This is a genomic window from Pseudomonas sp. xss_2 (assembly GCF_043104195.1).
GTDB lineage: Bacteria > Pseudomonadota > Gammaproteobacteria > Pseudomonadales > Pseudomonadaceae > Aquipseudomonas > Aquipseudomonas urmiensis.
In genome coordinates this window covers 84,560-107,133 of the sequence record NZ_JBICKL010000046.1, presented here as the reverse complement: position 1 = coordinate 107,133, position 22,574 = coordinate 84,560, and the positions used below count along the sequence as shown (strand labels likewise).

Below are 22,574 nucleotides of genomic sequence, written 5' to 3'. Positions count from 1 at the left end.
CCCGCTCCCACGCTTCAGCACGTAGATGCCATGACTGCCGATCAGGAATCTCCCATAAGCCATCGGCTTAAGGTACAATTCCCGGCTATTTTTCGGCGGGCGTCCGGCTCGCAGCCTTTTCCGAGTGTTGACCCGTGAGTGATTTGAGTCATATCCGCAATTTCTCCATCATCGCCCACATCGACCATGGCAAGTCGACGCTGGCCGACCGTTTCATCCAGATGTGCGGTGGCCTGTCGGCGCGCGAAATGGAAGCCCAGGTCCTGGACTCCATGGACCTGGAGCGCGAGCGCGGTATTACCATCAAGGCCCACAGCGTCACGCTGCATTACAAGGCCCAGGACGGCAAGACCTACCAGCTGAACTTCATTGACACCCCCGGCCACGTCGACTTCACCTATGAAGTCAGCCGTTCGCTGGCCGCCTGTGAGGGCGCGCTGCTGGTGGTGGACGCCGGTCAAGGTGTCGAAGCGCAGTCGGTCGCCAACTGCTACACCGCCATCGAGCAAGGCCTGGAAGTCATGCCAGTGCTGAACAAGATGGACCTGCCCCAGGCCGACCCGGACCGCGTCAAGGACGAGATCGAGAAGATCATCGGCATCGACGCTACCGACGCCGTGGCGTGCAGCGCCAAGAGCGGCATGGGCGTCGACGAAGTGCTCGAGCGCCTGGTACAGACCATTCCTGCCCCCGAAGGCGATATCGACGCGCCCCTGCAAGCGCTGATCATCGACTCCTGGTTCGACAACTACCTTGGGGTCGTGTCGCTGGTGCGTGTGCGCCATGGCCGGGTGAAGAAGGGCGACAAGATTCTGGTCAAGTCCACCGGCAAGGTGCACCTGGTCGACAGCGTCGGTGTATTCACCCCCAAGCATACCCAGACCGCAGACCTCAAGGCTGGCGAAGTGGGCTTCATCATCGCCAGCATCAAAGACATTCATGGTGCACCGGTCGGTGACACCCTGACCCTGTCCGCTACCCCTGAAGTCGAAGTATTGCCAGGCTTCAAGAAGATCCAACCGCAGGTGTATGCCGGCCTGTTCCCGGTCAGTTCCGACGATTTCGAAGATTTCCGCGACGCGTTGCAGAAACTGACCCTGAACGACTCGTCGCTGCAATACCTGCCGGAAAGCTCCGACGCACTGGGCTTCGGCTTCCGTTGCGGCTTCCTCGGCATGCTGCACATGGAAATCATCCAGGAGCGCCTGGAGCGCGAATACGACCTGGACCTGATCACCACCGCGCCAAGCGTAATCTTCGAGGTCAAGCTCAAGACCGGCGAAACCATCTACGTCGACAACCCGTCCAAGCTGCCGGACGTGTCGTCGGTCGAAGATTTCCGCGAGCCGATCGTGCAGGCTAACATCCTCGTGCCGCAAGAGCACCTGGGTAACGTCATCACCCTGTGCATCGAGAAGCGTGGCGTGCAGCGCGACATGCAGTTCCTCGGCTCGCAGGTGCAGGTGCGTTATGACCTGCCGATGAACGAGGTGGTGCTGGACTTCTTCGACCGCCTGAAGTCGACCAGCCGCGGTTATGCCTCGCTGGACTATCATTTCGATCGCTACCAGTCGGCCAACCTGGTCAAGCTGGACGTGCTGATCAACGGCGACAAGGTCGATGCCCTGGCGCTGATCGTGCACCGCGATAATGCGCACTACAAAGGTCGTGCGTTGACCGAGAAGATGAAGGAACTGATTCCTCGGCAGATGTTCGACGTTGCGATCCAGGCCGCCATTGGCGGGCAGATCGTTGCGCGTACCACTGTCAAGGCGCTCAGAAAGAACGTACTGGCCAAGTGCTACGGTGGTGACGTTAGCCGTAAACGCAAGCTGCTGGAGAAGCAGAAGGCCGGTAAGAAACGCATGAAACAGGTGGGCAATGTGGAGATTCCACAAGAGGCCTTCCTCGCCGTGCTCAGGTTGGATAGCTAGGTCCTATGTCGCTAAATTTCCCGCTGTTGCTCGTCATCGCCGTCGCAGTCTGTGGCTTGTTGGGTCTGATCGACCTGCTGTTCCTGGCCCCGCGCCGGCGCGCAGCGATCGCCAACTACCAGGGCAGCGTCACTCAGCCCGAAATGGCTGTGGTCGAGAAGCTGAACAAGGAGCCGTTGCTGGTCGAGTACGGCAAGTCGTTCTTCCCGGTGCTGTTCATCGTGCTGGTATTGCGCTCGTTCTTGGTCGAGCCGTTCCAGATCCCTTCCGGGTCGATGAAACCGACCCTGGAAGTCGGCGACTTCATCCTGGTGAACAAGTTCTCCTACGGCATTCGTCTGCCGGTGATCGATAAAAAGGTCATCGACGTGGGTGATCCGCAGCGCGGGGACGTAATGGTGTTCCGCTATCCAAGCGACCCGAACGTCAACTACATCAAGCGCGTGGTCGGCCTGCCGGGCGACCAGATCCGCTATACCAGCGACAAGCGTTTGTATGTCAATGGTCAGCCGGTCGCCGAGCAGTTGGTCGGTACCGAGCCAGGCACCCTGGGCAGCGCTGAGCTGTACAAGGAAAAGCTGGGCGAGACCGAGCACCTGATCCGCAAGGAGATGAGCCGCTATCGCATGCCGCCGGACCAGCAATGGACCGTGCCGGCTGGCCATTACTTCATGATGGGCGACAACCGCGACAACTCCAACGACAGCCGTTACTGGGATGACCCGAACATTCCTAAAGAGCTGCACGGCATGGTCCCGGACCGCAACATCGTCGGCAAGGCCTTCGCGGTCTGGATGAGCTGGCCAGAGCCCAAGCTCAGCCATATGCCCAACCTGTCGCGGGTCGGCCTGATCCATTGATACCCATCGGCGTTGTCTGACAGACAGCGCCGAATGCTTTTCTGACATAGGCTGTGTTCTCAGGGATCGAGAGATTTCGCCACCTGAACAGGGGCGATCCACAGCAAAACAGTCTTTCAGGATGTTGATTTGAACAACGCGTTGAATAACCCACGGGTGGCCGCATGAGTGCTCCCCTTGAACGCCTGGAGCGCAAGCTCGGCTACACCTTCAAGAACAAGGACCAGATGCTCCTGGCCCTGAGCCATCGCAGCTACGCCGGGCGCAATAACGAGCGTCTGGAGTTTCTCGGCGATGCCATTCTCAACTTCGTCGCTGGCGAGGCGCTGTTCGAGCGCTTCCCCCAAGCGCGCGAAGGCCAGCTGTCGCGCCTGCGCGCACGCCTGGTCAAGGGTGAAACCCTGGCCCGTCTGGCCCGCGGCTTTGACCTGGGCGAATACCTGCGCCTGGGTTCGGGCGAGCTCAAGAGCGGCGGTTTTCGCCGCGAATCGATCCTCGCCGATGCCCTCGAAGCGCTGATCGGCGCCATTTATCTGGACGCCGACATGGAGACTGCGCGCGAGCGCATCCTGGCCTGGCTGACCGATGAGTTCGAGAGCCTGACGCTGGTCGACACCAACAAAGACCCCAAGACCCGCCTGCAGGAGTTCCTGCAGTCGCGTGCCTGTGAGTTGCCACGTTACGAAGTGGTCGACATCCAGGGCGAACCTCACTGCCGCACCTTCTTCGTCGAATGCGAAGTGGTGCTGCTGAACAACAAGAGCCGTGGCCAGGGCGTCAGCCGGCGTATCGCCGAGCAAGTCGCCGCGGCTTCTGCATTGATCGCCCTGGGCGTGGAGAATGGCAATGACTGAGAACAACCCAACCCGCTGCGGTTACGTAGCCATCGTGGGTCGCCCCAACGTGGGCAAGTCGACCTTGCTCAACCACATCCTCGGGCAAAAGCTGGCGATCACCTCGCGCAAGCCGCAGACCACCCGGCACAACATGCTCGGGATCAAGACCGAAGGTGATGTGCAGGCGATCTACGTCGACACCCCCGGCATGCACAAGGCCAACGACAAAGCGCTCAACCGCTACATGAACCGCACCGCTTCGGCCGCCCTCAAGGACGTCGACGTGGTTATTTTCGTGGTCGACCGTACCCGCTGGACCGAAGAAGATCAGCTGGTGCTCGAGCGGGTGCAGTACGTGACCGGCCCGTTGATCCTGGCGGTCAACAAGACCGACCGGATGGACGAGAAGGCCGAGCTGATCCCGCACCTGAAATGGCTGCAGGAGCAGTTGCCGAACGCCGAGATCGTGCCAATCTCCGCGCAGCAAGGGCACAACCTCGAATCGCTCGAGGCGCTGATCGCCAAGCACCTGCCGGAAAACGAGCACTTCTTCCCGGAAGACCAGATCACCGACCGCAGCAGCCGCTTCCTCGCCGCTGAGCTGGTGCGCGAGAAGATCATGCGTCAGCTCGGTGCCGAGCTGCCGTACCAGATCACCGTCGAGATCGAAGAGTTCAAGCAGCAGGGTCATGTGCTGCACATCCATGCATTGATCCTGGTCGAGCGAGATGGCCAGAAGAAGATCATCATTGGCGACAAGGGCGAGCGCATCAAGCGCATCGGCTCTGACGCGCGCAAGGACATGGAAACCCTGTTCGACGCCAAGGTCATGCTCAACCTGTGGGTCAAGGTCAAAGGCGGCTGGTCCGATGACGAACGCGCCCTGCGTTCGCTGGGCTACGGCGACCTGTAAGCCTTACGCTCGCCTTTGCTCCTGTGGGAGCGGGCTTGCCCCGCGATGGTGATCGCAGGGCAAGCCCGCTCCCACAGTTATTTCTGACATCGAGTGCTCTGTGATGGAACAACCCGCCGCCCAGCCGGCCTTCGTGCTCCACAGCCACGCCTACAAGGAAACCAGTGCGCTGGTGGACTTGCTCACCCCGCAGGGGCGGGTGCGAGCGGTGCTGCGCCGGGCGCGGGGCAAGGGTGGCAGCCTGGTGCGCTGTTTCGTGCCGCTGGAAGTCGAGCTGCGCGGGCGCGGCGAGCTGAAGAACGTCGGCCGCCTGGACAGCGTGGGGATTGCCGCCTGGCTGCATGGCGACGCCTTGTTCAGCGGTTTGTACCTCAATGAGTTGCTGATGCGCCTGCTGCCTGCCGAAGCGCCTCATCCGGCGCTATTCGAGCATTACGCATTGACCTTGCAAGCGCTCGGCGAAGGCCGGCCCTTGGAGCCGCTGCTGCGCGCCTTCGAATGGCGCCTGCTCGACGAGCTGGGTTACGCCTTCGCGCTGGATCACGACATCAACGACACCCCGATTGCCGCCGAAGGCCTGTATCGCTTGCAAGTGGACGCAGGCCTTGAGCGCGTCGAGCTGCTGCAGCCCGGATTGTTCAAGGGTGACGAGCTGCTGGCCCTGGCGCAAGCGAACTGGGAGGCCCCCGGCGCACTGCTGGCCGCCAAGCGCCTGATGCGTCAGGCGTTGGCGGTACACCTGGGGCCAAAGCCGCTGGTCAGTCGGGAACTGTTTCGCAAGCGCTAAGCACGTCGTATGCTGTGTGGCTCAATCTTCAGGAGAGCCTTTCGTGACTCACAGCAACCGCATGCTTCTTGGCGTCAACATCGACCACGTGGCGACCCTGCGCCAGGCCCGCGGCACCCGCTACCCAGACCCGGTCAAGGCTGCCCTGGATGCCGAGGAGGCAGGCGCAGACGGCATCACCGTACACCTGCGCGAAGACCGCCGGCATATCCAGGAGCGTGATGTGCTGGTACTCAAGGACGTGCTGCAAACGCGCATGAACTTCGAGATGGGCGTCACTGAAGAGATGATGCTGTTCGCCGAAAAAATCCGCCCGGCGCATATCTGCCTGGTCCCCGAAACCCGCCAGGAACTGACCACCGAAGGTGGCCTGGACGTGGCTGGGCAAGAAGCTCGGATCAAGGCTGCAGTTGAGCGCCTGTCGCGTACTGGCGCTGAAGTCTCGCTGTTCATCGACGCCGATGAGCGCCAGATCGAAGCCTCGCGTCGTGTCGGCGCGCCTGCGATCGAGTTGCACACCGGCCGCTATGCTGACGCTCAAACCCCGACCGAGGTGGCTGAAGAGCTCAAGCGCATCGTCGATGGCGTCGCCTTTGGCGTGGGCCAGGGCCTGATCGTCAACGCCGGCCACGGCCTGCATTACCACAACGTCGAAGCGGTGGCGGCGATCAAGGGCATCAACGAGCTGAACATTGGTCATGCGCTGGTCGCACATGCGCTGTTCGTTGGCTTCAAGGCGGCGGTGGCCGAGATGAAAGCGCTGATTGTCCAGGCATCGCGCTAAGCAAGCCGAGGCGCAATCGCCAGCTGATCGCGGGGCCAGCCCCGCGATTCATTCTGCGCGAAACAGCAAAGTAAACCGGGTCGGCCCTTCTGGCCTGCTACTCACCTCGACCCTGCCACCGTGCAAATGCATGATCGACTGCACGATTGCCAGCCCCAGTCCGGTGCCGCCTTCGAGCCGCGAACGCCCGCATCCAGCCCTGTAGAAGCGTTCGAACAGCTGTGGCTGGTGCGCCGGGGCGATCCCTGGCCCCTGGTTCTCCACCCACACCCAGGCATGCTCAGCATGCCGGCCAATGCCTACCGTCACGCGCTGCCCTTCAGGGCTATGCCTGATGGCGTTGCTCAACAGATTCGACAGCGCCCGCTGGAACATCAACCGGTCGGCCAGCGCCGTGCCCCAACCTTGCAGCTTCAGCTCGATATCCTTGAGCTCGGCGCTGAACGCGAACAGCTCGCCGACCCGCTCGGCCTCTTCGGCCAATGCCAAGGGTTTGAGCACGACCTGCGCCTGCGGTTGGCTGACTTGGGCGAGGAACAGCATGTCGTTGATGATGCGGTTGAGCCGGGTCAGCTCCTCGATACTGTCTTCAAGGACCTCGCGATAGTTCTCGCTGTCACGCTCACGAGCCAGGGTGACCTGGGCCTTGCCCATCAGGTTGCTCAAGGGTGTGCGCAGCTCATGGGCCAGGTCATCTGAGAACTGCGACAGCTGCCGCACGCCTTGATCCAGGCGATCGAGCATCACGTTGATGGCGCCGGCAAGCTCTGCCAGCTCAGACGGCAGGCCGCTGGCGGGCAGGCGATGAGTGAGGTCTTGGGCCGAGACCTGACCGGCCACCCGACGAAAGTGGCGCAGCGGCTTGAGGCTGCGTTGCACCAGCTTCCACGCGCCAATGCCGATCAGCACCAGCAGCAAGGGCAGGGCCAGCAAGGTCGAGTGCAGGTAGGCCTGCAGCAGGCTGTTATCGTCGTCGCGGTTGAGCGACATCATCACCCGCACCGGCGTGTCATCGCGCAGGCGCATCAGGCGGGTGGCCGTGAGGATCTGGTTGCCGGCGCTGTCCTGCCACTGCGCGAAGGCCAGCGTTGCGCCGGTCTGCAGTTCGCGGAGCGCCTGCGACTCCAGCGCTGGGCCAAGGCTGAGCAGCGGCGGGTGACGGCCGTTGAGTGCCAGGACATTGAGGCTGAGGTTGTCATGGCCCATGACCAGGTCAAGCAGCGGGTGGGCGCGAGTGGCCAAGTCGCCGCTGCGCAAGTCGACCCGCAAGTTGTGCTCGACCTGGAGCATCTTGCGCGCCAGGTCCTTGCGGGCACGGCTATCGAGTTCATGATCGAGGGCGAACACTGCCAGGCAGGCCAGCAGCAGGACCAGCGTGGCGCCCATCAGGGTCACGCTCAGGCCCAGCCGTAGCGACAGGCTGGCAGGCTTCAAGGACGTGCCTCGAGTACGTAGCCAACGCCGCGCAAGGTATGGATCAGCTTGTCTTCGAACGGATCGTCGATCTTCGCCCGCAAGCGGCGAATGGAGACCTCGACCACATTGGTATCGCAATCGAAGTTCATGTCCCACACCAACGAGATGATCTGCGTGCGCGACAGCACTTCGCCGCTTTGACGCATCAACAGGTGCAGCAGGGAGAACTCCTTGGCGGTCAGGTCGATGCGCCTGCCGCCGCGCCAGGCACGATGACGGCCTGGGTCGAGTTCCAGGTCAGCGACGCGCAGGGTGCTCGGTTGCAACTGCTGGTCGTTGCGCCGCAGCAGGCTGCGGATTCGCGCCAGTAGCTCGGGGAATTCGAACGGCTTGAGCAGGTAGTCGTCGGCACCCAGGTCCAGGCCTTTGACCCGGTCGGCCAGGCGGCCATGGGCAGTGAGCATCATGATCCGTGTGGCCGAATCGGCGCGCAGGCGCTGCAATACGCTCCAGCCGTCCAGCTCGGGCAAGTTGACGTCGAGGATCACCAGGTCATATGCCTGCTGCCGGGCCAGGTGCAGGCCGTCGATGCCGGTGTGGGCGCAGTCGACCACGTAGCCGTTCTCGCGCAGGCCTTGCTGCAGGTAGTCGGCGGTGCGCAGTTCGTCTTCGATGATCAGTAGACGCATGGTCGGGCTCGGTCAGGTGAAGGGCGGCGATTCTCGACCCTGAAGTGGGATGAGGGTCAAGCAGGTCAATGTTACGGCATGCGAAGCGATGCTTTACCTGGATTACAGATTTGTAATGTGCCAGCCATTTCCCTGACAGTCAGCGCCCTAGCGCGGCACAAACTCGCGCCTACGGGCGCGATAGGTTGAGAACAACCGCCCCGAAAGTCACCCTTGCAAGACTGTAATGTGCGCCTCACCTTGGCGTTAGCTGCCGCCCTCTAGGATGACCTCATCTGAACCCTTATGAGGCAAATCACCATGAACCTGACCAAGTACCTGTTGCTGGCACTGCTCACCCTGGGCAGCACCACGGCCTTGGCCGAAGGCGGCGCGGAGCGTTCGCGGCAGTTCTGGGAGGCATTCCGCCAGGACCAGGAGCGCTTGCACGGCAAGCAGGACCAGGCCGTGGCCGAGCGTGAGCGCAAGCAAGCGCAAAAGGCCCGTGAAGTAGCCAAGGACTAGTTTCACCCAGCCGCCTGGCGTTGCTCCTGCCAGGCGGTGTCGTTAGGCGCCCATTGCCGGGCGCCTGTTTTATTTGCGCGCCAGGATGGTCGCGCGGCGAGGTGCCGGCAGGCCTTCGATAGTCTTGCTGTGGTCGTCCGGGTCGAGGAAGTCACCCAGCGATTGGTAGCGCATCCAGTCGGTGCTGCGTTGCTCTTCGACGCTGGTGACGCTGACGTCGACGCAACGTACGTCGCTGAAGCCTGCGCGGCGCAACCAACGCTCCAATGCCGGCACCGAAGGCAGGAACCAGACGTTACGCATCTGCGCATAGCGATCTTCCGGGACCAGCACCTGATGCTCGTCACCTTCGATCACCAAGGTTTCCAGCACCAGTTCGCCGCCTTTGACCAGGCAGTCCTTGAGCGCCAGTAGGTGCTCGATCGGCGAGCGCCGGTGATAGAACACGCCCATCGAGAACACTGTGTCGAAGCCTTCGAGGTTGGCTGGCAACTCTTCCAGGGCGAACGGCAAGTGCCAGGCTGGCAGCTCTGGCAGGTACTTTTGCACCGCCTGGAACTGGCAGAAGAACAGCCAGTTGGGGTCGACGCCGATGACCATGTCAGCGCCGGCACCGAGCATGCGCCATTGGTAGTAGCCATTGCCACAGCCGACATCCAGCACGCGCTTGCCGTTCAGGTCCAGGTGCGGAGCGACCCGCGACCATTTCCAGTCCGAGTGCCATTCGGTGTCGACATGCACGCCGAACAGGTCGAACGGCCCTTTGCGCCAAGGCGACAAACCCATCAGCGCCTGGCGCATCTGCGCGCGGCTGGCCTCATCGCAGTCGCTGTCCAGGCGCAGGCCATTGACCAGATCGACCTGGCTCGGTTGCAGATCGGGCAAGGCGTCCAATGCGCCGCGCCAGCGTTCGAGGTCACCGTGGCCTTTTTCCAGTTTACTTTGCAGCTGCGCTTGCAGGCCTTGCGACCAGTTAGCCAGGGGGGTGCCCGCCAGGCGGCGGACGAGGGGGGACAGATCGATCATGGCAGGGCTATCAGTGAGGCAAAGTTAAGGCATTGGAACCACGGCACCACCTTGGAGAAACCGGCAGCGCGTAGGCGCTGTTCATGGGCTTCAAGCGTGTCGGGGCGCATGACGTTTTCGATGGCGCTACGCTTCTGGGCAATTTCCAGTTCGCTGTAGCCATTGGCGCGCTTGAAGTCCACGTGCAGCTCGGCGAGCAACGCCTGCTCCTGCTCATCGGCGAAGCACAGCTTTTCCGAGAGGATCAGCGCACCGCCCGGCAGCAACGCCTGGCGGATCCGTGTGAGCAGCTCAAGGCGCTGCTCGGGGGCGATGAACTGCAGGGTGAAGTTCATCGCCACTACCGAGGCCGGCTCGAAGGGCAGGGCAAGAATGTCCGCCTCCAGCACTTGTACCGGCAGCAGCTCCTGGAACATCGAGTCTTGCGCGGTGAGGTACTGGCGGCAACGCTCGACCATCGCTGCGGAGTTGTCCACCGCGATCACCCGGCAACCGTCACTGCGCACATGGCGGCGCAAGGATTGCGTCACGGCGCCGAGCGAGGCGCCCAGGTCATACAGCGCGGTATTGGGCTGGGCGAAGCGTGCGGCCAGCACGCCAAGGTTCTCGACGATGGTCGGGTAACCTGGCACCGAGCGCTTGATCATGTCCGGGAACACCCGCACCACGTCTTCGTTGAACACGAAGTCGGGTACCTGCTCAAGAGGCTCGGCGAATAGGCGGTCGGGTTGTTTGCTCACGTAAGGTCCAGGGTGCTGGCTGGGTAAAGGGCCAGCATTTTAGCCAAACTGCGCCAAGGATGCATGAGTGGCTGACCAGCGCTGCGTGTTTAATTCACCTTGATCTCGCAATCGAAGGTCTGTACCGGGCGTACTTCCGGAGCCCAGGGCTGCTGGTAGACCAGGATCAGGTGGCCATCGCCGGGGGCTTTGGCCTGGAAACGCCAGGTCGAGACGCCTGCACTACCGACCAGCCCGGCCTGCTCGGGTTGGGTGTAGACCTCTGCGCCGATCGGCCGAAGGATGTTGTTGGCCGGGTTTTGCACCAGCCAGCGGTAGCCGGTGGTGGGGTTGCTTGGCAGGCTCAGGGTCAGGTTCTGGCCTGTTTGCAGGCGTATCGGGCATTCGTTTTCTGCGCCCAGCTCGACGGTTTGGCGCGACTGATGGCTACAGGCGGCAAGCAGGGTGAGGCTCAGGGGAACGAGCAGACGGAGGGCAGTCATGTTGGCTCCAAAGGGCTGGCGATGCCTGAGGATAACCGAAGCGGTGGGTATTTTGGGTTGGTTGTTCTGGCCCTATCGCGGGCAAGCCCGCTCCTACAGGGTTTACCACAGTCCTGTAGGGGCGGGATTGCCCGGCGCTAGGGCCCTCTGTTTAGAACAGTACCTTCGCTACATCGGCAAAGCGCTTGGCAAAATGCACGGTCAGGCCTTCGCGCAGGTAATCGGGCAGTTCCTCGAAATCACCGCGGTTGGCCTCCGGCAGGATCAGCTCGAAGATCTTCTGCCGCTTGGCCGCAATGACTTTCTCGCGCACACCGCCGATCGGCAGGACCTGGCCGGTCAGGGTCAGCTCGCCGGTCATCGCCACACCTTTCTTCGGCACCTGGTCGCGAGCCAGCGACAGCAGCGCGCTGGCCATGGTCACACCGGCGCTTGGGCCGTCCTTGGGCGTGGCGCCTTCCGGTACATGCAGGTGAATGAAGGCTTCGTTGAAGAACCCGGGATCGCCACCAAACTGCTTGAGGTTGGAGCTGACGTAGCTGTAGGCGATTTCGGCCGATTCTTTCATCACATCGCCGAGCTTGCCGGTCAGCTTGAAGCCGCGGTTGAGGGTATGGATGCGCGTCGCCTCGATCGGCAGGGTCGCGCCGCCCATGCTGGTCCAGGCAAGGCCGGTGATCACGCCTTTGCCCGCCAACACCTGCTCGCTGCGAAACACCGGCATGCCCAAGGCGGCTTCCAGGTCTTTCGGGGCAATCTTCAGTTTCGCCGCAGGGTCGTCCAGCAACTTGACTACCGACTTGCGCACCAGCTTGCCCAGCTGCTTTTCCAGCTGGCGAACCCCGGCTTCGCGGGCATAGCCCTCGATGACCGTGCGCAGGGCGCTGTCACTGATGCTCAGGCTGGTTTTGGCCACACCGGCTTTTTCCAACTGCTTGGGCCACAGGTGGCGCTTGGCGATCGCCAGCTTCTCTTCGGTGATGTAGCCGGACAGGCGAATCACCTCCATGCGGTCGAGCAACGGCCCGGGGATCGAGTCGAGGGTATTGGCGGTACACACGAACAGCACCTTGGACAGGTCCAGGCGCAGGTCCAGGTAATGGTCGAGGAAGTCGACGTTCTGCTCCGGATCGAGGGTTTCCAGCAGCGCCGAAGCCGGATCGCCCTGGTAGCTCTGGCCCATCTTGTCGATCTCGTCGAGCATGATCACCGGGTTCATCACCTCGACGTCTTTGAGCGCCTGCACCAGCTTGCCCGGCTGGGCGCCGATGTAGGTGCGACGGTGGCCCTTGATCTCGGCCTCGTCGCGCATGCCGCCGACGCTGAAGCGGTAGAACGGCCGGCCAAGTGATTCGGCAATCGATTTACCGATACTGGTCTTGCCGACCCCGGGCGGGCCGACCAGCAGCACGATGGAGCCACTGATCTCGCCCTTCCAGGCGCCCACGGCGAGGAACTCAAGGATGCGCTCCTTGATGTCATCGAGCCCGGCATGATGCTGGTCGAGCACCTTGCGCGCATGCTTGAGGTCGAGCTTGTCCTTGCCGTACACGCCCCAGGGCAGGGCGCTGGCCCATTCCAGGTAGTTGCGGGTGACGGCGTATTCGGGTGAGCCGGTCTCCAGAATCGCCAGCTTGCCCATCTCTTCGTCGATGCGTTTTTTCGCGGCAGCAGGCAAGGTCTTGCCTTCCAGGCGTTGCTTGAACTGCTCAAGGTCGGCACTGCGATCGTCCTTGGTCAGGCCCAGCTCCTGCTGGATGACCTTGAGCTGCTCCTTGAGGAAGAACTCGCGTTGGTGCTCGCCGATCTGTCGATTGACCTCGGCGGAGATCTCGTTCTGCAAACGGGCGACCTCGACCTCCTTGCGCAGCATCGGCAAGACCTTCTCCATGCGCTTTAGGATCGGCACGCAGTCGAGCACTTCCTGCAACTGGTTGCCGGTCGCCGAAGTCAGGGCGGCGGCAAAGTCGGTCAGTGGCGAAGGATCGTTGGGGCTGAAGCGGTTGAGGTAGTTCTTCAACTCTTCGCTGTACAGCGGGTTGAGTGGCAGCAGCTCTTTGATCGCGTTGATCAGGGCCATGCCGTAGGCCTTGACCTCATCGGTCGGCTCGGTCGACTGGCGCGGGTATTCGACTTCCACCAGATAAGGCGGGCGGTGGTGCTTGAGCCAGGTGCGGATGCGCACGCGGGTCAGGCCTTGGGCGACGAACTGCAGCTTGCCGTTTTCGCGGCTGGCGTGGTGCACCTTGACCAGGGTGCCGTACTCCGGCAGCGCCGAGGTGTCGAAGTGGCGGTGGTCTTCGGGCGGCGTGTCCATGAAGAACAGCGCCAGCGAGTGATGATCGGTCTTGGCCACCAGGTCGAGGGTTTCAGCCCAGGGCTCTTCATTGACGATCACCGGCAGCACTTGGGCCGGGAAGAATGGGCGATTGTGGATCGGGATCACATAGACCTTGTCCGGCAGCTGTTGGCCGGGCAGGGCGAGGGAGTGGCCTGGGGTGGAGGCCGCTTCGAGGTGTTCGACTTCGCTGTGTTCGTCGGGATGTTCCGGAAGATCCTGCTGGTCGCTCATGGGGCACCTGCGTGAATGGCTATGGTGCTTAGATGGGGCGGGGGCGGACAGGTTTCAATGGTAGACGAAAGGGGGGCTGGCAAACGCATCGCGGGGCAAGCCCGCTCCCACGCGTCCGATACTGGCAGCGTGGGAGCAGGCTTGCCCCACGCTGCCGGTGTCGATGGAAGCGGGCTTGCCCCGCGATGGCGTCATCACTGACGCCGGGCAATCGCTTACTCGGCGAGTTTGTAAGCGATGATGTAGTCACCCATCTTGGTGCCCAGCGAGCCGTGGCCGCCAGCCGTCACCAGGACGTACTGCTTGCCATCCTTGCCGGTGTAGGTCATCGGCGTGGCCTGGCCGCCTGCCGGCAGACGGGCTTTCCACAGCTCTTCGCCGTTGTGCACGTCATAGGCGCGCAGGTATTGGTCCAGGGTGCCGCTCAGGAAGCCAACGCCACCGGCGGTGACGATCGAGCCGCCCATGCTTGGTACGCCGACCGGCATGCCGATTGGCACTGGGGTGCTGTCGCGGGTGGTGCCGTTCTTGTGCTTCCACACGACCTTGTTGGTGAACAGGTCGATGGCTGCCACGTAGCCCCAGGCCGGTGCTTGGCACGGCACGCCCAGTGGCGACATGAACGGATGCATGATCACCGCATACGGCGCGCCGGTATTGGGCTGCACGCCACTGGTTTCACTCTCGCGCTTGCTGCCCGCGGCGACTTGCTCGCGCGGCACCATTTTCGAGACGAAGGCCATGTAGTTGGGCGAGGTGAACATCAGCTGACGCACCGGGTCGACCGAGACGCTGCCCCAGTTGAACACACCGACGTTGCCTGGGTAGATCAGGCTGCCTTGCTCGGACGGCGGGGTGTACTGGCCTTCGTAGCGCAGGCTGCGGAACTGGATCCGGCAGAGCATCTGATCGAACGGGGTTGCGCCCCACATCGCCTGTTCGGTCAGGTCCGGGCCGAGCAGATTGAGGTCCGAGCGGGCCTGGGTCGGTGCGGTGTGATCACCTTTGACCGCGCCTTGCGGCGTCGGGATCTCGCGGATCGGCACGATCGGCGTGCCGTCGCGGCGGTCCAGTACGTACAGGCTGCCCTGCTTGGTCGGCACGATCACCGCAGGCTTGACGCCATCGTCGGTCTTCAGGTGGATCAGGGTTGGCTGGCTGCCGACGTCCATGTCCCACAGGTCATGGTGGGTGAACTGGTAGTTCCAGCGCACCTTGCCGCTGGCAAGGTCGAGGGCGACGATACCGGCGCTGTACTTCTCGGCGCCCGGGGTGCGGTCAGCGCCCCACTGGTCGGGCGTCTGGTTACCCAGTGGCAGGTAGATCATGCCCAGGTCTTCATCGACGCTGGCGATCGACCACATGTTGGCCGAGTTGCGGCTGTACATCTTGCCGGGCGCCAGAGGCGTGGTGTCGTCTGGGTTGTTGCTGTCCCAGTTCCACACCAGGTGACCGTCGTGCACGTCGTAGGCGCGGATCACGCCCGACGGCTCGTTGGTCGACTCGTTATCGGTGACATGGCCGCCGATGATCACCAGATCACGGGTGATCGCCGCAGGCGAGGTGGAGTAGTAGCCACCTGCAGTGAACGGACCGATGCCGGTGGTCAGGTCGATCACGCCCTGGTTGGCGAAGCCTTCGCAGACCTTGCCGTTGTCGGCGTTGATGGCGATCAGGCGGGCGTCGGCGGTCGGCAGGTACAAGCGGCGCGGGCAGGCCTGGGCGACCACTTGGCCGGCGTCGGAGATCTTCGGCACTGGGCTGCCGTCACGGCTGACGTAGCGGTTTTCGTCGTAGTACGAGACGCCCCGGCACGTCATGTGGGCGAAGCCCTTGAAGGTGCCAGTCGGGCTCTTGACCTGTGGGTCGAAGCGCCAGATTTCCGCGCCGGTATCCGGGTCCAGGGCCAGCAGCTTGCTGTGCGCAGTGCAGGCGTAGAGCATGCCGTTGACCTTCAACGGGGTGTTCTGGTTGGTCAGTTCCACCGGGTCGTTGTCGGTTGGCAGGTCGCCGGTGCGAATGCGCCAGGCTTCTTCCAGGCGATAGGCGTTCTGCGGGGTGATCTGGCGCAGCGGCGAGTAGCGGTCGCCATGCTCGGTACGCCCGTAGGCCTGCCATTCACCGTCCGGCATGGCCGGTGCGGCGCTGCCCATCTCGCTGCTGTCGCGGTTCAGCTCGCCACGGATTTCGCCGGGGTGAGTGAACTGGCTGGCCACGGCGGTGGCGCCGGAAGCGATCACGGCCACGCTGAGCAGGGCGGTGTTGATCTTCGAGGCTGGGCCGAGCAGCGGGCGGCGTGCCCACGGCAGCAGCAACAGCACGCCGATGGCGAACCAGATGGCCAGGCGCGGCACCAGTTGCCACCAGTCCAGGCCCACTTCCCACAAGGCCCAGACGGTACTGCCGAGCAGCACCAGGCCGTACAGGCCCAAAGCGATGCGGCGCTTGGCCAGCAACAGGGCGCCAGACACGGCAAAGCCAAGGCCGGCGATCAGGTAGTAGAGGGATCCGCCCAGCTGGCTCAGCTTGATGCCGCCAGCCAGCAGGGCCAGGCCCATCAGCAATAGCAGCACGCCCAGAAGGCGCGGGAGCCAGCGGGTTCCATTCTTGGCACTGTCAGTGCTCATCAATAGGTACTCCGTTAGGTCAAAGGGTGGGTTCAGAAACTGCTTTGGATCTTCAGGCCGCCGATCAGCGCATCATCGACCTGCGACACCCCGCCCGGATGGCGGATGTACTGCAGGTTGGGACGCACGGTGAGCCAGTCGGCCAGATGGATGCCGTAATAGAGTTCGGCGCTGTATTCGGTGTCCTGCACGGGCAGGAAACCTGGATTGTCGTAGTCGTCGAGGCCCGCCACCTGGTTGGCCAGGCGGGCGTTCTTGCGATAGCCGGGATTGACGTGCACGCGAGCGAGGGCGAAACCGATGTCGTCCTTGGCGCGGGCATCGAACGGCCCTTTGTAAACCACACCTGCCTGAACATAGTTGTCGATGGCATTGGTCTTCTTGTCGTGCACGGTGGCATTGGCGAACAGGCTCAGGCCGCGCGACTGGTCGGATGCCAGCGACGTGACCTGCTGCTGGACGCCGAGCCACATGCCATGCTTGCTGGAGCTGCTGCGGTAGGCGGCACCGCTGATCGCGGCCGGCTGACCGTTGCTGTCCTTCAATACGTCCTGAGCCTTGGCATTACTGTAGTAGTAGCCGGCGCGATATTCCCCTTTCAGGCCATTGACCCGTGGGCTCCAGACCAGTTCGATCGGCATCACCGCGCCCTGGGTGCCGCTGGCGCTGAGCTTGAAGCCGTTGCCCGACTCAAGGTTGGACGGGTTCTGTTCGAACACCCCGACCTGGGCGTACAGCGAGTCGCTGAGGTTGTAGCGCACACGCAGTGCCCACTGGCTGACGGGCCAGTTGTACCAGATGCCGCCCACCCAGTTGCCCACCTGCGAGCCGCAGAACGCCAGGTTCTGGAAGTCGCAGGGGAAGCTGTTGAAGTCCTCGCCTTCACCGAAACGGCCGAATTTCACATCCAGGGCGCCGTCGAAGTATTTCTGCTTGATCCACATCTGGGTCAGCCGCCAGGTCTGGCCGCGGCCCCAGACTTCCTGGGCCGAGGTAAAACCGCCGACGCGTGGATCGTTGATGCGGTCATTGCTGATGTTCTGGCCGTGGCGCTCGGTGATGGTCAGCTGCGCCTCGGTATCGTTCCAGCCGAGGATCTTTTCCAGGTCCAGGTGGCTGCCAAAGGTGAACTGATCGCTGTAGCGCGCCGTGCGGTCGTGGTCATAGCCGCCGTGCAGGTTGCTGCCCATCTCGCCGGTGTAGCCGAGGGTGAAGTCGTAGCCTTGTTCCAGCAGTTCAGTACGGGTGCCGCCCCAGTCACCGAGCATCCACGGCGAGTCGCTGGCGAACAGTTCGCTGGCGCTAGCGGTGGTCGACAGGCCGCTGAGAAGGGTGGCCAGGGCAAGGCCGGAGTATCGAGTTTTAGGCAGCTGGAGCATGAGATAGCGCTATCTTTTGATTATTGAAAAATACGCAAGCGCATCGAAGAGCGGGCTCTTCAATGGAAATGGCATTGGATGGTACGGATGAAGCGATTCAGCTTGCGGCGGGGAGGATATAGGGGAAGTTGTAAGAAAAAAAGACAAATTGTCGCAGGGAATTATTGCCCAGGGGGTAATAATCGCTTTGTTGGGCCATTTATTGGGGCAATTATCACAGCGTCTGTGCCGGCCTCTTCGCGGGCAAGCCCGCTCCCACAGGGACCGCGCAGCTCCCAAGAGCCGTGGTGTACCAGTAGGAGCGGGCTTTCCCGCGAAGCGGCCGACGCAGAAGCGAGCTGGCATAACGAACAGTTGCCCAGGGACCGCGCAGTTCCCAAGAGCCGCGCTGTACCTGTGGGAGCAGCGGGCTTGCCCGCGAAGCGGTCGACGCAGAAGCGAACTGGCATAACGAACAGTTGCCCAGGGACCGCGCAGTTCCCAGAGCCGCGCTGTACCTGTGGGAGCGGGCTTGCCCGCGAAGCGGTCGACGCAGAAGCTACGTTCGAACCTGCGGGGTTAGCATCAGAAACTGGTCCGCAAGCCCACCTCGACACTGCGCCCGGGCGCTGGAGCGATGTCGCGCAGAATCGAGCTGGCATAGCGCACCGTCTGATCGGTCAGGTTCTCGCCGCGCACGAAGGCCAGCCACTGGCTCTGACCGATATCGAAGCGATAACCCACGCTGGCCCCCAGGGTGGTATAGCCGTCAGTGCGGGTTTCATTGGACGGCTTGCGATGCTGCGAGGCGGCATGCTGCACGTCGACCCGCGCCTGCCAGCGATCCAGCTCCCAGACCAAGCCGCTGTTCAAGCGCAGCGGCGCAATACGCGGCAGAGGCTCACCGCTGTCCAGGTTCTTGGCGCGGGTGTAGTCACCCGACAATTCCAGGGCAAAGCTGCCATAGCGGTTCTCGGTCAACTGCCAACGGTCTTGCGCCTCGATGCCGTAGAAGCGTGCACGCACGCCCTGGTAGAGGTACTCGGGGATGTCGCCGTGATCATGGTCATGATCGTGGTCGTGCTCTTCATGGCCATGATCGTGCCCTTCGCGCAGGTTGCCGCTGCCGATCAGGCCGATGTAGTTACGGAAGTGGCTGTAGAACACGCCGACGCTGCCCTTGTGGGTGCCGTTGTCAAACCGCAGCGCCAGGTCGCCGGAGATGGCTTTTTCCTTGTTCAGGTTCGGATCGCCCACCTCATACGCGCCAGTGGCGACGTGCGCGCCGTTGGCATACAGCTCGTAGAAGGTCGGGGCGCGCTCGGTATAGCCGAGATTGGCCGCCAGCGACCAGACCGGATCGAGTTGGTACACCGCACCGGACGACAGGCTGACTGCGTTGAAGCTGCTGGCGCTGTCGGCCCCGGCGAAGTCTTCATTGCCCTTGGCATCGGGATCTACCCGGGTGTGCTCCAGGCGCGCACCGAAGCTCAGGTTCAGGCGCTCGCTCGCCTGCCACTGCTCAAGCAGGAACAGCGCCAGGCTGTCGGTATCGGTATGCGGGACGAAGGCTTCCTCGCCCAGGGCGGAAAACTCGTTGCGACTGACCTGGGCGCCGATCACCCCTTCGAGCGGCCCGAGCGGCTGGTGCCGCGCCTCGATACGCGCCTCGTAGCCCTTGTTCTTGAAGGTGGTGTGAACCTCGCCAGATTCGATCTCGCGGTGCTGGTAGTCGGTGTAGCCGGCGTCGACCTTGACCGAGCTGAACGGCCCCTCGAGGTCGCGCAACTCCGAGGCGAAACCATAGTGATCCTGCTGCATGTCCAGGCGTACGCCAGACTCGGCCACCGAGCCGTAGTTGCTGTCATAGCGGCTGTAGGACAGACCGGTGTAGCCGTGATCCCAATGGTAGGAGCCGCCAATGGCGCCGCCGTCCTGGCGACCGTCGCTGTTTTCCAGGCGGTGCTTGCTGCCAGCTTCCTCGGCGTTGCGCACGTTCGAGCTGCGCGCGTAGCCGGGGATGCGCAGGTCATTGAACTGACGGCTGTTGGCATCCAGGTGCAGGGCGAAGGCGCCGTTGCCGGCCTCAAGCTTGCCGGCGCTGCTGCGGGTGGTATCGGCGCCGCCGTAGCGCAGCTCGCCCGCGCCATGAATCCCCTCGATGGGCGCGTCGGGGATGCGGTTATCGAAGGTGTTGACCACGCCGCCGATGGCATTGCCGCCATAGAGCAGGGCGGCGGGGCCGCGGACGATCTCGACCCGTTCGACTGTGACCGGGTCGAGCGGCACCGCATGGTCATAGGACAGCGACGAGGCATCCAGGGCGCCGACGCCATTGCGCAGGATGCGGATGCGATCGCCATCCAGGCCGCGAATCACTGGGCGACTGGCCCCGGGGCCGAACCAGGTGGAGGCGACGCCGGGCTGCTTGTTGAGGGTTTCGCCGAGGCTCGAATGCTGCTGTTGCAGCAGGTCGTTGCCTTCCAGGACAGTGCTGGGGGCGGCCAGCTGGGTATTGCCGAGCGGGTTGGCCGTGATGACCTGGGGTTCGAGTTCGACTGCCTGGCTGGGCGTGGAGGCGAGCCATAGCGCGGCGGCGAGGGGGGAGAGGCGCAATGAGGAGCACAGCATGGGAAAAGACGATCCTTGGCAGGTATTAGTATGGTTACAATATAACATTACTATTTCAGCGCAGGGAATCTCGGTCTGTCCAGAGGATCTTCTGCATTCCTGCCGGCGCAAGTCGCAGGGGGGCGATAGGGCTTGCCTGCCGGATGCAGCGCTCGAATACCGCCACCGCCCACTACACTCGTGTAATGTGCGCATCTTTTCTTCGCGGGAGCACTGGCATGAGCACGGCCAACCACAACGCGCTGCACGGCAAGACCTTGGAGCAGATCCTTACCGAGTTGGTCGCGCACTACCAATGGCAGGGCCTGGCCGAGCGCATCGACATCCGCTGCTTCAAGAGCGATCCGACCATCAAGTCGAGCCTGACCTTCTTGCGCAAGACGCCGTGGGCGCGGGAAAAAGTCGAGCACCTGTACATCAAGCTGCAGCGCAAAGGCTGAATGCCTCGTCATCCTTGGTTGAGCCTGGCCGCAATCCTCGGCTGGAGCGGCCTGAGCGTGCAGGTCTACCTGGTGCTGCTGGCGCGCTGGCAGGAGCAGGCCAGCCTGATCGGTGGGTTGATCAATGTCTTCGGGTTTTTCACGGTACTGACCAACACCCTGGTTGCCAGCGTGCTCAGTTATGCAGCCTTCGGCCACCCGTCTGCCGCCAAGCGTTGGTTCCTGTCGCCCGCAGTCAGCTCAGGGATTGCTGCCAGCATCGCCTTGGTGGCCTTGGCCTACAGCCTGTTGCTGCGCCACTTGTGGCACCCGCAGGGCTGGCAATGGCTGGCCGATGAACTGCTGCACGACCTGATGCCGCTGCTGTTCGTGGTGTATTGGTGGCGGGTGGTGCCCAAGGGCAGCCTGCGTTTCTGGCACCTGGGGCTGTGGAGCCTGTATCCGGCGTTGTACTTTGCCTTTGCCTTGTGGCGCGGGCATGAGATCGGGGTGTACCCGTATCCGTTCATCGATGTTGCCGAGCTTGGCTATGCGCAAGTGCTGGTCAATGCTCTGGCGGTATTGGCGGGGTTCTGGGGGATCGGCCTGCTGATCCTGGGCCTGGACCGCTGGCAAGGCAGGCGCCTGGCCGAAGCCAGGGCGCATTCGCGCTGAGCGATCACTCGTCGTCAGCGCTGGCATCTGCACGCCAATAAGCGGCGGCCTTCAGTGCGTCTTCTTGTGCGCCCTTGGCCAGCAGCAACGCTTTGGCCTGGCGGGTGAGGGTTTTTTCCAGGGCGACCCAGCTGTACAGCTTGCCTTGCGGCAGTGCCAGATTCTCCAGCAATGCCAGCAGGTCTTCGTCATGTCGACGCACCCAGATCACCTCGACCTGAGCCTTGCTCGGCAGTGGCTGACGCTCCTGTTCGTCCTCGACCTGGATCACGGCCAACACCTGACGGCCAGCGGGCAGTTCATCCAGGCGGCGGGCAATGGCCGGGATTGCAGTCTCGTCACCGATCAGCAGGTAGCTGTCGAAAATGTCCGGGACCACCATCGACGCCCGTGGCCCGGCGATGTTCAGCTCATGCCCAGGCACAGCCTGCGCAGCCCAGGTCGAGGCAGGGCCATCGCCGTGCAGGACGAAGTCGATGTCCAGTTCTCCCGCCGCCAGGTCGACCCGCCGTGGGGTGTATTCGCGCATGGTTGGCCGGGCACCGCCGTCACGGCCAAGGTTGCGCGCTTCGATGGCGGCTTGCTCTTGTGCGCTCATGGCGAACAACAGCTTGACGTGGTCGTCGCTGCCGAGGCTGACGAACCCTTGCAGCTCAGGGCCGCCGAGGGTAATCCTGCGCATGCGTGGGGTCAGTTCGGTGACCCGCAGAACCTGCAAACGGCGCTGTTTGATTTCATGGTTGACGCGGTGAATGGTGTCGCTCATGGGGTGTTCTCCGTAACGGAATCGGTCGGGCCGGCGGCGATGGCCTTGGCGGTGTCGTTGAGCAGGGTGCGCACCCGCTCGATCTCTTCAGGCGTCCAGCGGCCGCTGTGCATGTGCAAGGCATGGCGCAGGTTGCCGACCGCTTCATGGATTTCTGGCGGGCGGTCGTGGCCACGCAGGGCGCGTTTGCTGACTTCGATGCGCATGCGCACGCCATCGAGGGCGACGGCTTGCTCGATCAGGGCGGTGCGACCGGCGTCGGTGATGACGTACAGACGTTTACTGCCCTGGATTTGGCCGGTGATCAGCTCTGCTTCTTCAAGGAAGTTGAGGGTGGGGTAGATCACCCCTGGGCTTGGGCTGTAGCTGCCGTCGAACAGGGTTTCGATCTGGCGGATCAGGTCATAGCCATGGCCAGGTTGCTCGGCAAGCATCGCCAGCAGTAGCAACTTGAGGTCGCCCGGGGCGAATACCCGAGGGCCGCGTTCGCCTCGGCCGGGGCGACGTTCGAAAGGATCATGGTCACGCATGGGAGTGTTCTCGTCTTTGCGATAT

The 22,574-nt window shown here is 62.9% G+C and carries 20 protein-coding genes; 9 read left to right on the top strand and 11 right to left on the bottom strand.

Features of this window, described 5'->3' with window-relative positions:
- Positions 1-134 precede the first annotated feature (134 nt).
- The 6 genes from lepA to pdxJ all read left to right on the top strand — a co-directional run bounded on the left by lepA (position 135) and on the right by pdxJ (position 6,114).
- Positions 135-1,934 (top strand): translation elongation factor 4, encoded by a 1,800-nt coding sequence (lepA, locus tag ACF8K2_RS09780; protein WP_186556164.1) that lies wholly within the window; start codon positions 135-137, stop codon positions 1,932-1,934.
- Between the two features lie 5 nt (positions 1,935-1,939).
- Complete coding sequence (gene lepB / locus ACF8K2_RS09775) at positions 1,940-2,794, top strand: signal peptidase I (protein WP_186556165.1); 855 nt, start codon at positions 1,940-1,942, stop codon at positions 2,792-2,794.
- A gap of 164 nt (positions 2,795-2,958) precedes the next feature.
- A complete protein-coding gene (gene rnc / locus ACF8K2_RS09770; RefSeq protein WP_186556166.1) occupies positions 2,959-3,648 on the top strand; it encodes a ribonuclease III in 690 nt (229 codons plus the stop codon).
- Positions 3,641-4,543: a GTPase Era gene (gene era / locus ACF8K2_RS09765; RefSeq protein WP_264236294.1), complete on the top strand. Its 903-nt coding sequence runs from the start codon at positions 3,641-3,643 to the stop codon at positions 4,541-4,543. The genes rnc and era overlap by 8 nt, the downstream gene beginning before the upstream one ends.
- Positions 4,544-4,646: 103 nt before the next feature.
- Positions 4,647-5,330 carry a DNA repair protein RecO gene (gene recO, locus ACF8K2_RS09760; protein ID WP_392464572.1) on the top strand — a complete coding sequence of 228 codons (684 nt, stop codon included), beginning with the start codon at positions 4,647-4,649 and terminating at the stop codon, positions 5,328-5,330.
- A gap of 61 nt (positions 5,331-5,391) precedes the next feature.
- Positions 5,392-6,114 carry a pyridoxine 5'-phosphate synthase gene (gene pdxJ, locus ACF8K2_RS09755; RefSeq protein ID WP_189661898.1) on the top strand — a complete coding sequence of 241 codons (723 nt, stop codon included), beginning with the start codon at positions 5,392-5,394 and terminating at the stop codon, positions 6,112-6,114.
- 48 nt (positions 6,115-6,162) lie between these two features.
- Here pdxJ and ACF8K2_RS09750 read toward each other — a convergent pair whose 3' ends face one another.
- Positions 6,163-7,548 carry a heavy metal sensor histidine kinase gene (locus ACF8K2_RS09750; RefSeq protein WP_392464571.1) on the bottom strand — a complete coding sequence of 462 codons (1,386 nt, stop codon included), beginning with the start codon at positions 7,546-7,548 and terminating at the stop codon, positions 6,163-6,165.
- Positions 7,545-8,219 (bottom strand): heavy metal response regulator transcription factor, encoded by a 675-nt coding sequence (locus ACF8K2_RS09745; protein WP_392464570.1) that lies wholly within the window; start codon positions 8,217-8,219, stop codon positions 7,545-7,547. Before ACF8K2_RS09745 ends, ACF8K2_RS09750 begins: the two co-directional genes overlap by 4 nt.
- A 300-nt stretch (positions 8,220-8,519) precedes the next feature.
- Between ACF8K2_RS09745 and ACF8K2_RS09740 the strand changes: the two genes are divergently transcribed.
- Positions 8,520-8,723, top strand: a complete 204-nt coding sequence (locus ACF8K2_RS09740) for a hypothetical protein (RefSeq protein ID WP_392464569.1) — start codon at positions 8,520-8,522, stop codon at positions 8,721-8,723.
- Between the two features lie 69 nt (positions 8,724-8,792).
- Here ACF8K2_RS09740 and cmoB read toward each other — a convergent pair whose 3' ends face one another.
- The 7 genes from cmoB to ACF8K2_RS09705 all read right to left on the bottom strand — a co-directional run bounded on the left by cmoB (position 8,793) and on the right by ACF8K2_RS09705 (position 20,159).
- A complete protein-coding gene (cmoB, locus tag ACF8K2_RS09735) occupies positions 8,793-9,749 on the bottom strand; it encodes a tRNA 5-methoxyuridine(34)/uridine 5-oxyacetic acid(34) synthase CmoB (RefSeq protein ID WP_392464568.1) in 957 nt (318 codons plus the stop codon).
- Positions 9,746-10,489, bottom strand: a complete 744-nt coding sequence (gene cmoA, locus ACF8K2_RS09730; RefSeq protein WP_186556174.1) for a carboxy-S-adenosyl-L-methionine synthase CmoA — start codon at positions 10,487-10,489, stop codon at positions 9,746-9,748. The genes cmoB and cmoA overlap by 4 nt, the downstream gene beginning before the upstream one ends.
- 89 nt (positions 10,490-10,578) lie before the next feature.
- Entirely contained in the window at positions 10,579-10,971 is a 393-nt protein-coding gene (locus tag ACF8K2_RS09725) for a protease inhibitor I42 family protein (RefSeq protein WP_186556175.1), read from the bottom strand.
- Between the two features lie 151 nt (positions 10,972-11,122).
- Positions 11,123-13,543, bottom strand: coding sequence for an endopeptidase La (gene lon, locus ACF8K2_RS09720; protein ID WP_392464566.1), 2,421 nt, complete (start codon positions 13,541-13,543; stop codon positions 11,123-11,125).
- 215 nt (positions 13,544-13,758) lie between these two features.
- On the bottom strand, positions 13,759-16,170 hold the full coding sequence (locus ACF8K2_RS09715; RefSeq protein ID WP_392464565.1) for a glucose/quinate/shikimate family membrane-bound PQQ-dependent dehydrogenase: 2,412 nt from the start codon (positions 16,168-16,170) through the stop codon (positions 13,759-13,761).
- Between the two features lie 32 nt (positions 16,171-16,202).
- Positions 16,203-17,549 (bottom strand): carbohydrate porin, encoded by a 1,347-nt coding sequence (locus tag ACF8K2_RS09710; RefSeq protein ID WP_392464564.1) that lies wholly within the window; start codon positions 17,547-17,549, stop codon positions 16,203-16,205.
- 564 nt (positions 17,550-18,113) lie between these two features.
- Complete coding sequence (locus ACF8K2_RS09705; protein ID WP_392464563.1) at positions 18,114-20,159, bottom strand: TonB-dependent receptor; 2,046 nt, start codon at positions 20,157-20,159, stop codon at positions 18,114-18,116.
- Positions 20,160-20,377: 218 nt separating this feature from the next.
- Between ACF8K2_RS09705 and ACF8K2_RS09700 the strand changes: the two genes are divergently transcribed.
- Together ACF8K2_RS09700 and ACF8K2_RS09695 are read left to right on the top strand one after the other, a co-directional pair.
- The gene (locus tag ACF8K2_RS09700; protein WP_186556180.1) at positions 20,378-20,599 is read left to right on the top strand and encodes a VF530 family DNA-binding protein; all 222 of its coding nucleotides are present in this window, start codon (positions 20,378-20,380) and stop codon (positions 20,597-20,599) included.
- A complete protein-coding gene (locus tag ACF8K2_RS09695) occupies positions 20,600-21,253 on the top strand; it encodes a Pr6Pr family membrane protein (RefSeq protein ID WP_392464562.1) in 654 nt (217 codons plus the stop codon).
- Positions 21,254-21,257: 4 nt separating this feature from the next.
- On the opposite strand, the gene ACF8K2_RS09690 is transcribed toward ACF8K2_RS09695, so the two are convergent.
- Positions 21,258-22,019, bottom strand: coding sequence for a siderophore-interacting protein (locus ACF8K2_RS09690; RefSeq protein WP_392464561.1), 762 nt, complete (start codon positions 22,017-22,019; stop codon positions 21,258-21,260).
- On the bottom strand, positions 22,016-22,549 hold the full coding sequence (locus ACF8K2_RS09685) for a PadR family transcriptional regulator (protein WP_392464560.1): 534 nt from the start codon (positions 22,547-22,549) through the stop codon (positions 22,016-22,018). The genes ACF8K2_RS09690 and ACF8K2_RS09685 overlap by 4 nt, the downstream gene beginning before the upstream one ends.
- Positions 22,550-22,574: the final 25 nt, after the last annotated feature.

What these genes read in the sequence shown, in the direction of transcription:
- rnc (WP_186556166.1), top strand. Translation starts at nt 2,959, where the DNA reads ATGAGTGCTCCCCTTGAACGCCTGGAGCGCAAGCTCGGCTACACCTTC.
- ACF8K2_RS09690 (WP_392464561.1), bottom strand. Translation starts at nt 22,019, where the DNA reads ATGAGCGACACCATTCACCGCGTCAACCATGAAATCAAACAGCGCCGT.
- era (WP_264236294.1), top strand. Translation starts at nt 3,641, where the DNA reads ATGACTGAGAACAACCCAACCCGCTGCGGTTACGTAGCCATCGTGGGT.
- ACF8K2_RS09705 (WP_392464563.1), bottom strand. Translation starts at nt 20,159, where the DNA reads ATGCTGTGCTCCTCATTGCGCCTCTCCCCCCTCGCCGCCGCGCTATGG.
- ACF8K2_RS09740 (WP_392464569.1), top strand. Translation starts at nt 8,520, where the DNA reads ATGAACCTGACCAAGTACCTGTTGCTGGCACTGCTCACCCTGGGCAGC.
- lepB (WP_186556165.1), top strand. Translation starts at nt 1,940, where the DNA reads ATGTCGCTAAATTTCCCGCTGTTGCTCGTCATCGCCGTCGCAGTCTGT.
- cmoB (WP_392464568.1), bottom strand. Translation starts at nt 9,749, where the DNA reads ATGATCGATCTGTCCCCCCTCGTCCGCCGCCTGGCGGGCACCCCCCTG.
- ACF8K2_RS09715 (WP_392464565.1), bottom strand. Translation starts at nt 16,170, where the DNA reads ATGAGCACTGACAGTGCCAAGAATGGAACCCGCTGGCTCCCGCGCCTT.
- lon (WP_392464566.1), bottom strand. Translation starts at nt 13,543, where the DNA reads ATGAGCGACCAGCAGGATCTTCCGGAACATCCCGACGAACACAGCGAA.
- recO (WP_392464572.1), top strand. Translation starts at nt 4,647, where the DNA reads ATGGAACAACCCGCCGCCCAGCCGGCCTTCGTGCTCCACAGCCACGCC.
- ACF8K2_RS09710 (WP_392464564.1), bottom strand. Translation starts at nt 17,549, where the DNA reads ATGCTCCAGCTGCCTAAAACTCGATACTCCGGCCTTGCCCTGGCCACC.
- ACF8K2_RS09725 (WP_186556175.1), bottom strand. Translation starts at nt 10,971, where the DNA reads ATGACTGCCCTCCGTCTGCTCGTTCCCCTGAGCCTCACCCTGCTTGCC.
- ACF8K2_RS09745 (WP_392464570.1), bottom strand. Translation starts at nt 8,219, where the DNA reads ATGCGTCTACTGATCATCGAAGACGAACTGCGCACCGCCGACTACCTG.
- pdxJ (WP_189661898.1), top strand. Translation starts at nt 5,392, where the DNA reads ATGCTTCTTGGCGTCAACATCGACCACGTGGCGACCCTGCGCCAGGCC.
- ACF8K2_RS09700 (WP_186556180.1), top strand. Translation starts at nt 20,378, where the DNA reads ATGAGCACGGCCAACCACAACGCGCTGCACGGCAAGACCTTGGAGCAG.
- ACF8K2_RS09685 (WP_392464560.1), bottom strand. Translation starts at nt 22,549, where the DNA reads ATGCGTGACCATGATCCTTTCGAACGTCGCCCCGGCCGAGGCGAACGC.
- ACF8K2_RS09695 (WP_392464562.1), top strand. Translation starts at nt 20,600, where the DNA reads ATGCCTCGTCATCCTTGGTTGAGCCTGGCCGCAATCCTCGGCTGGAGC.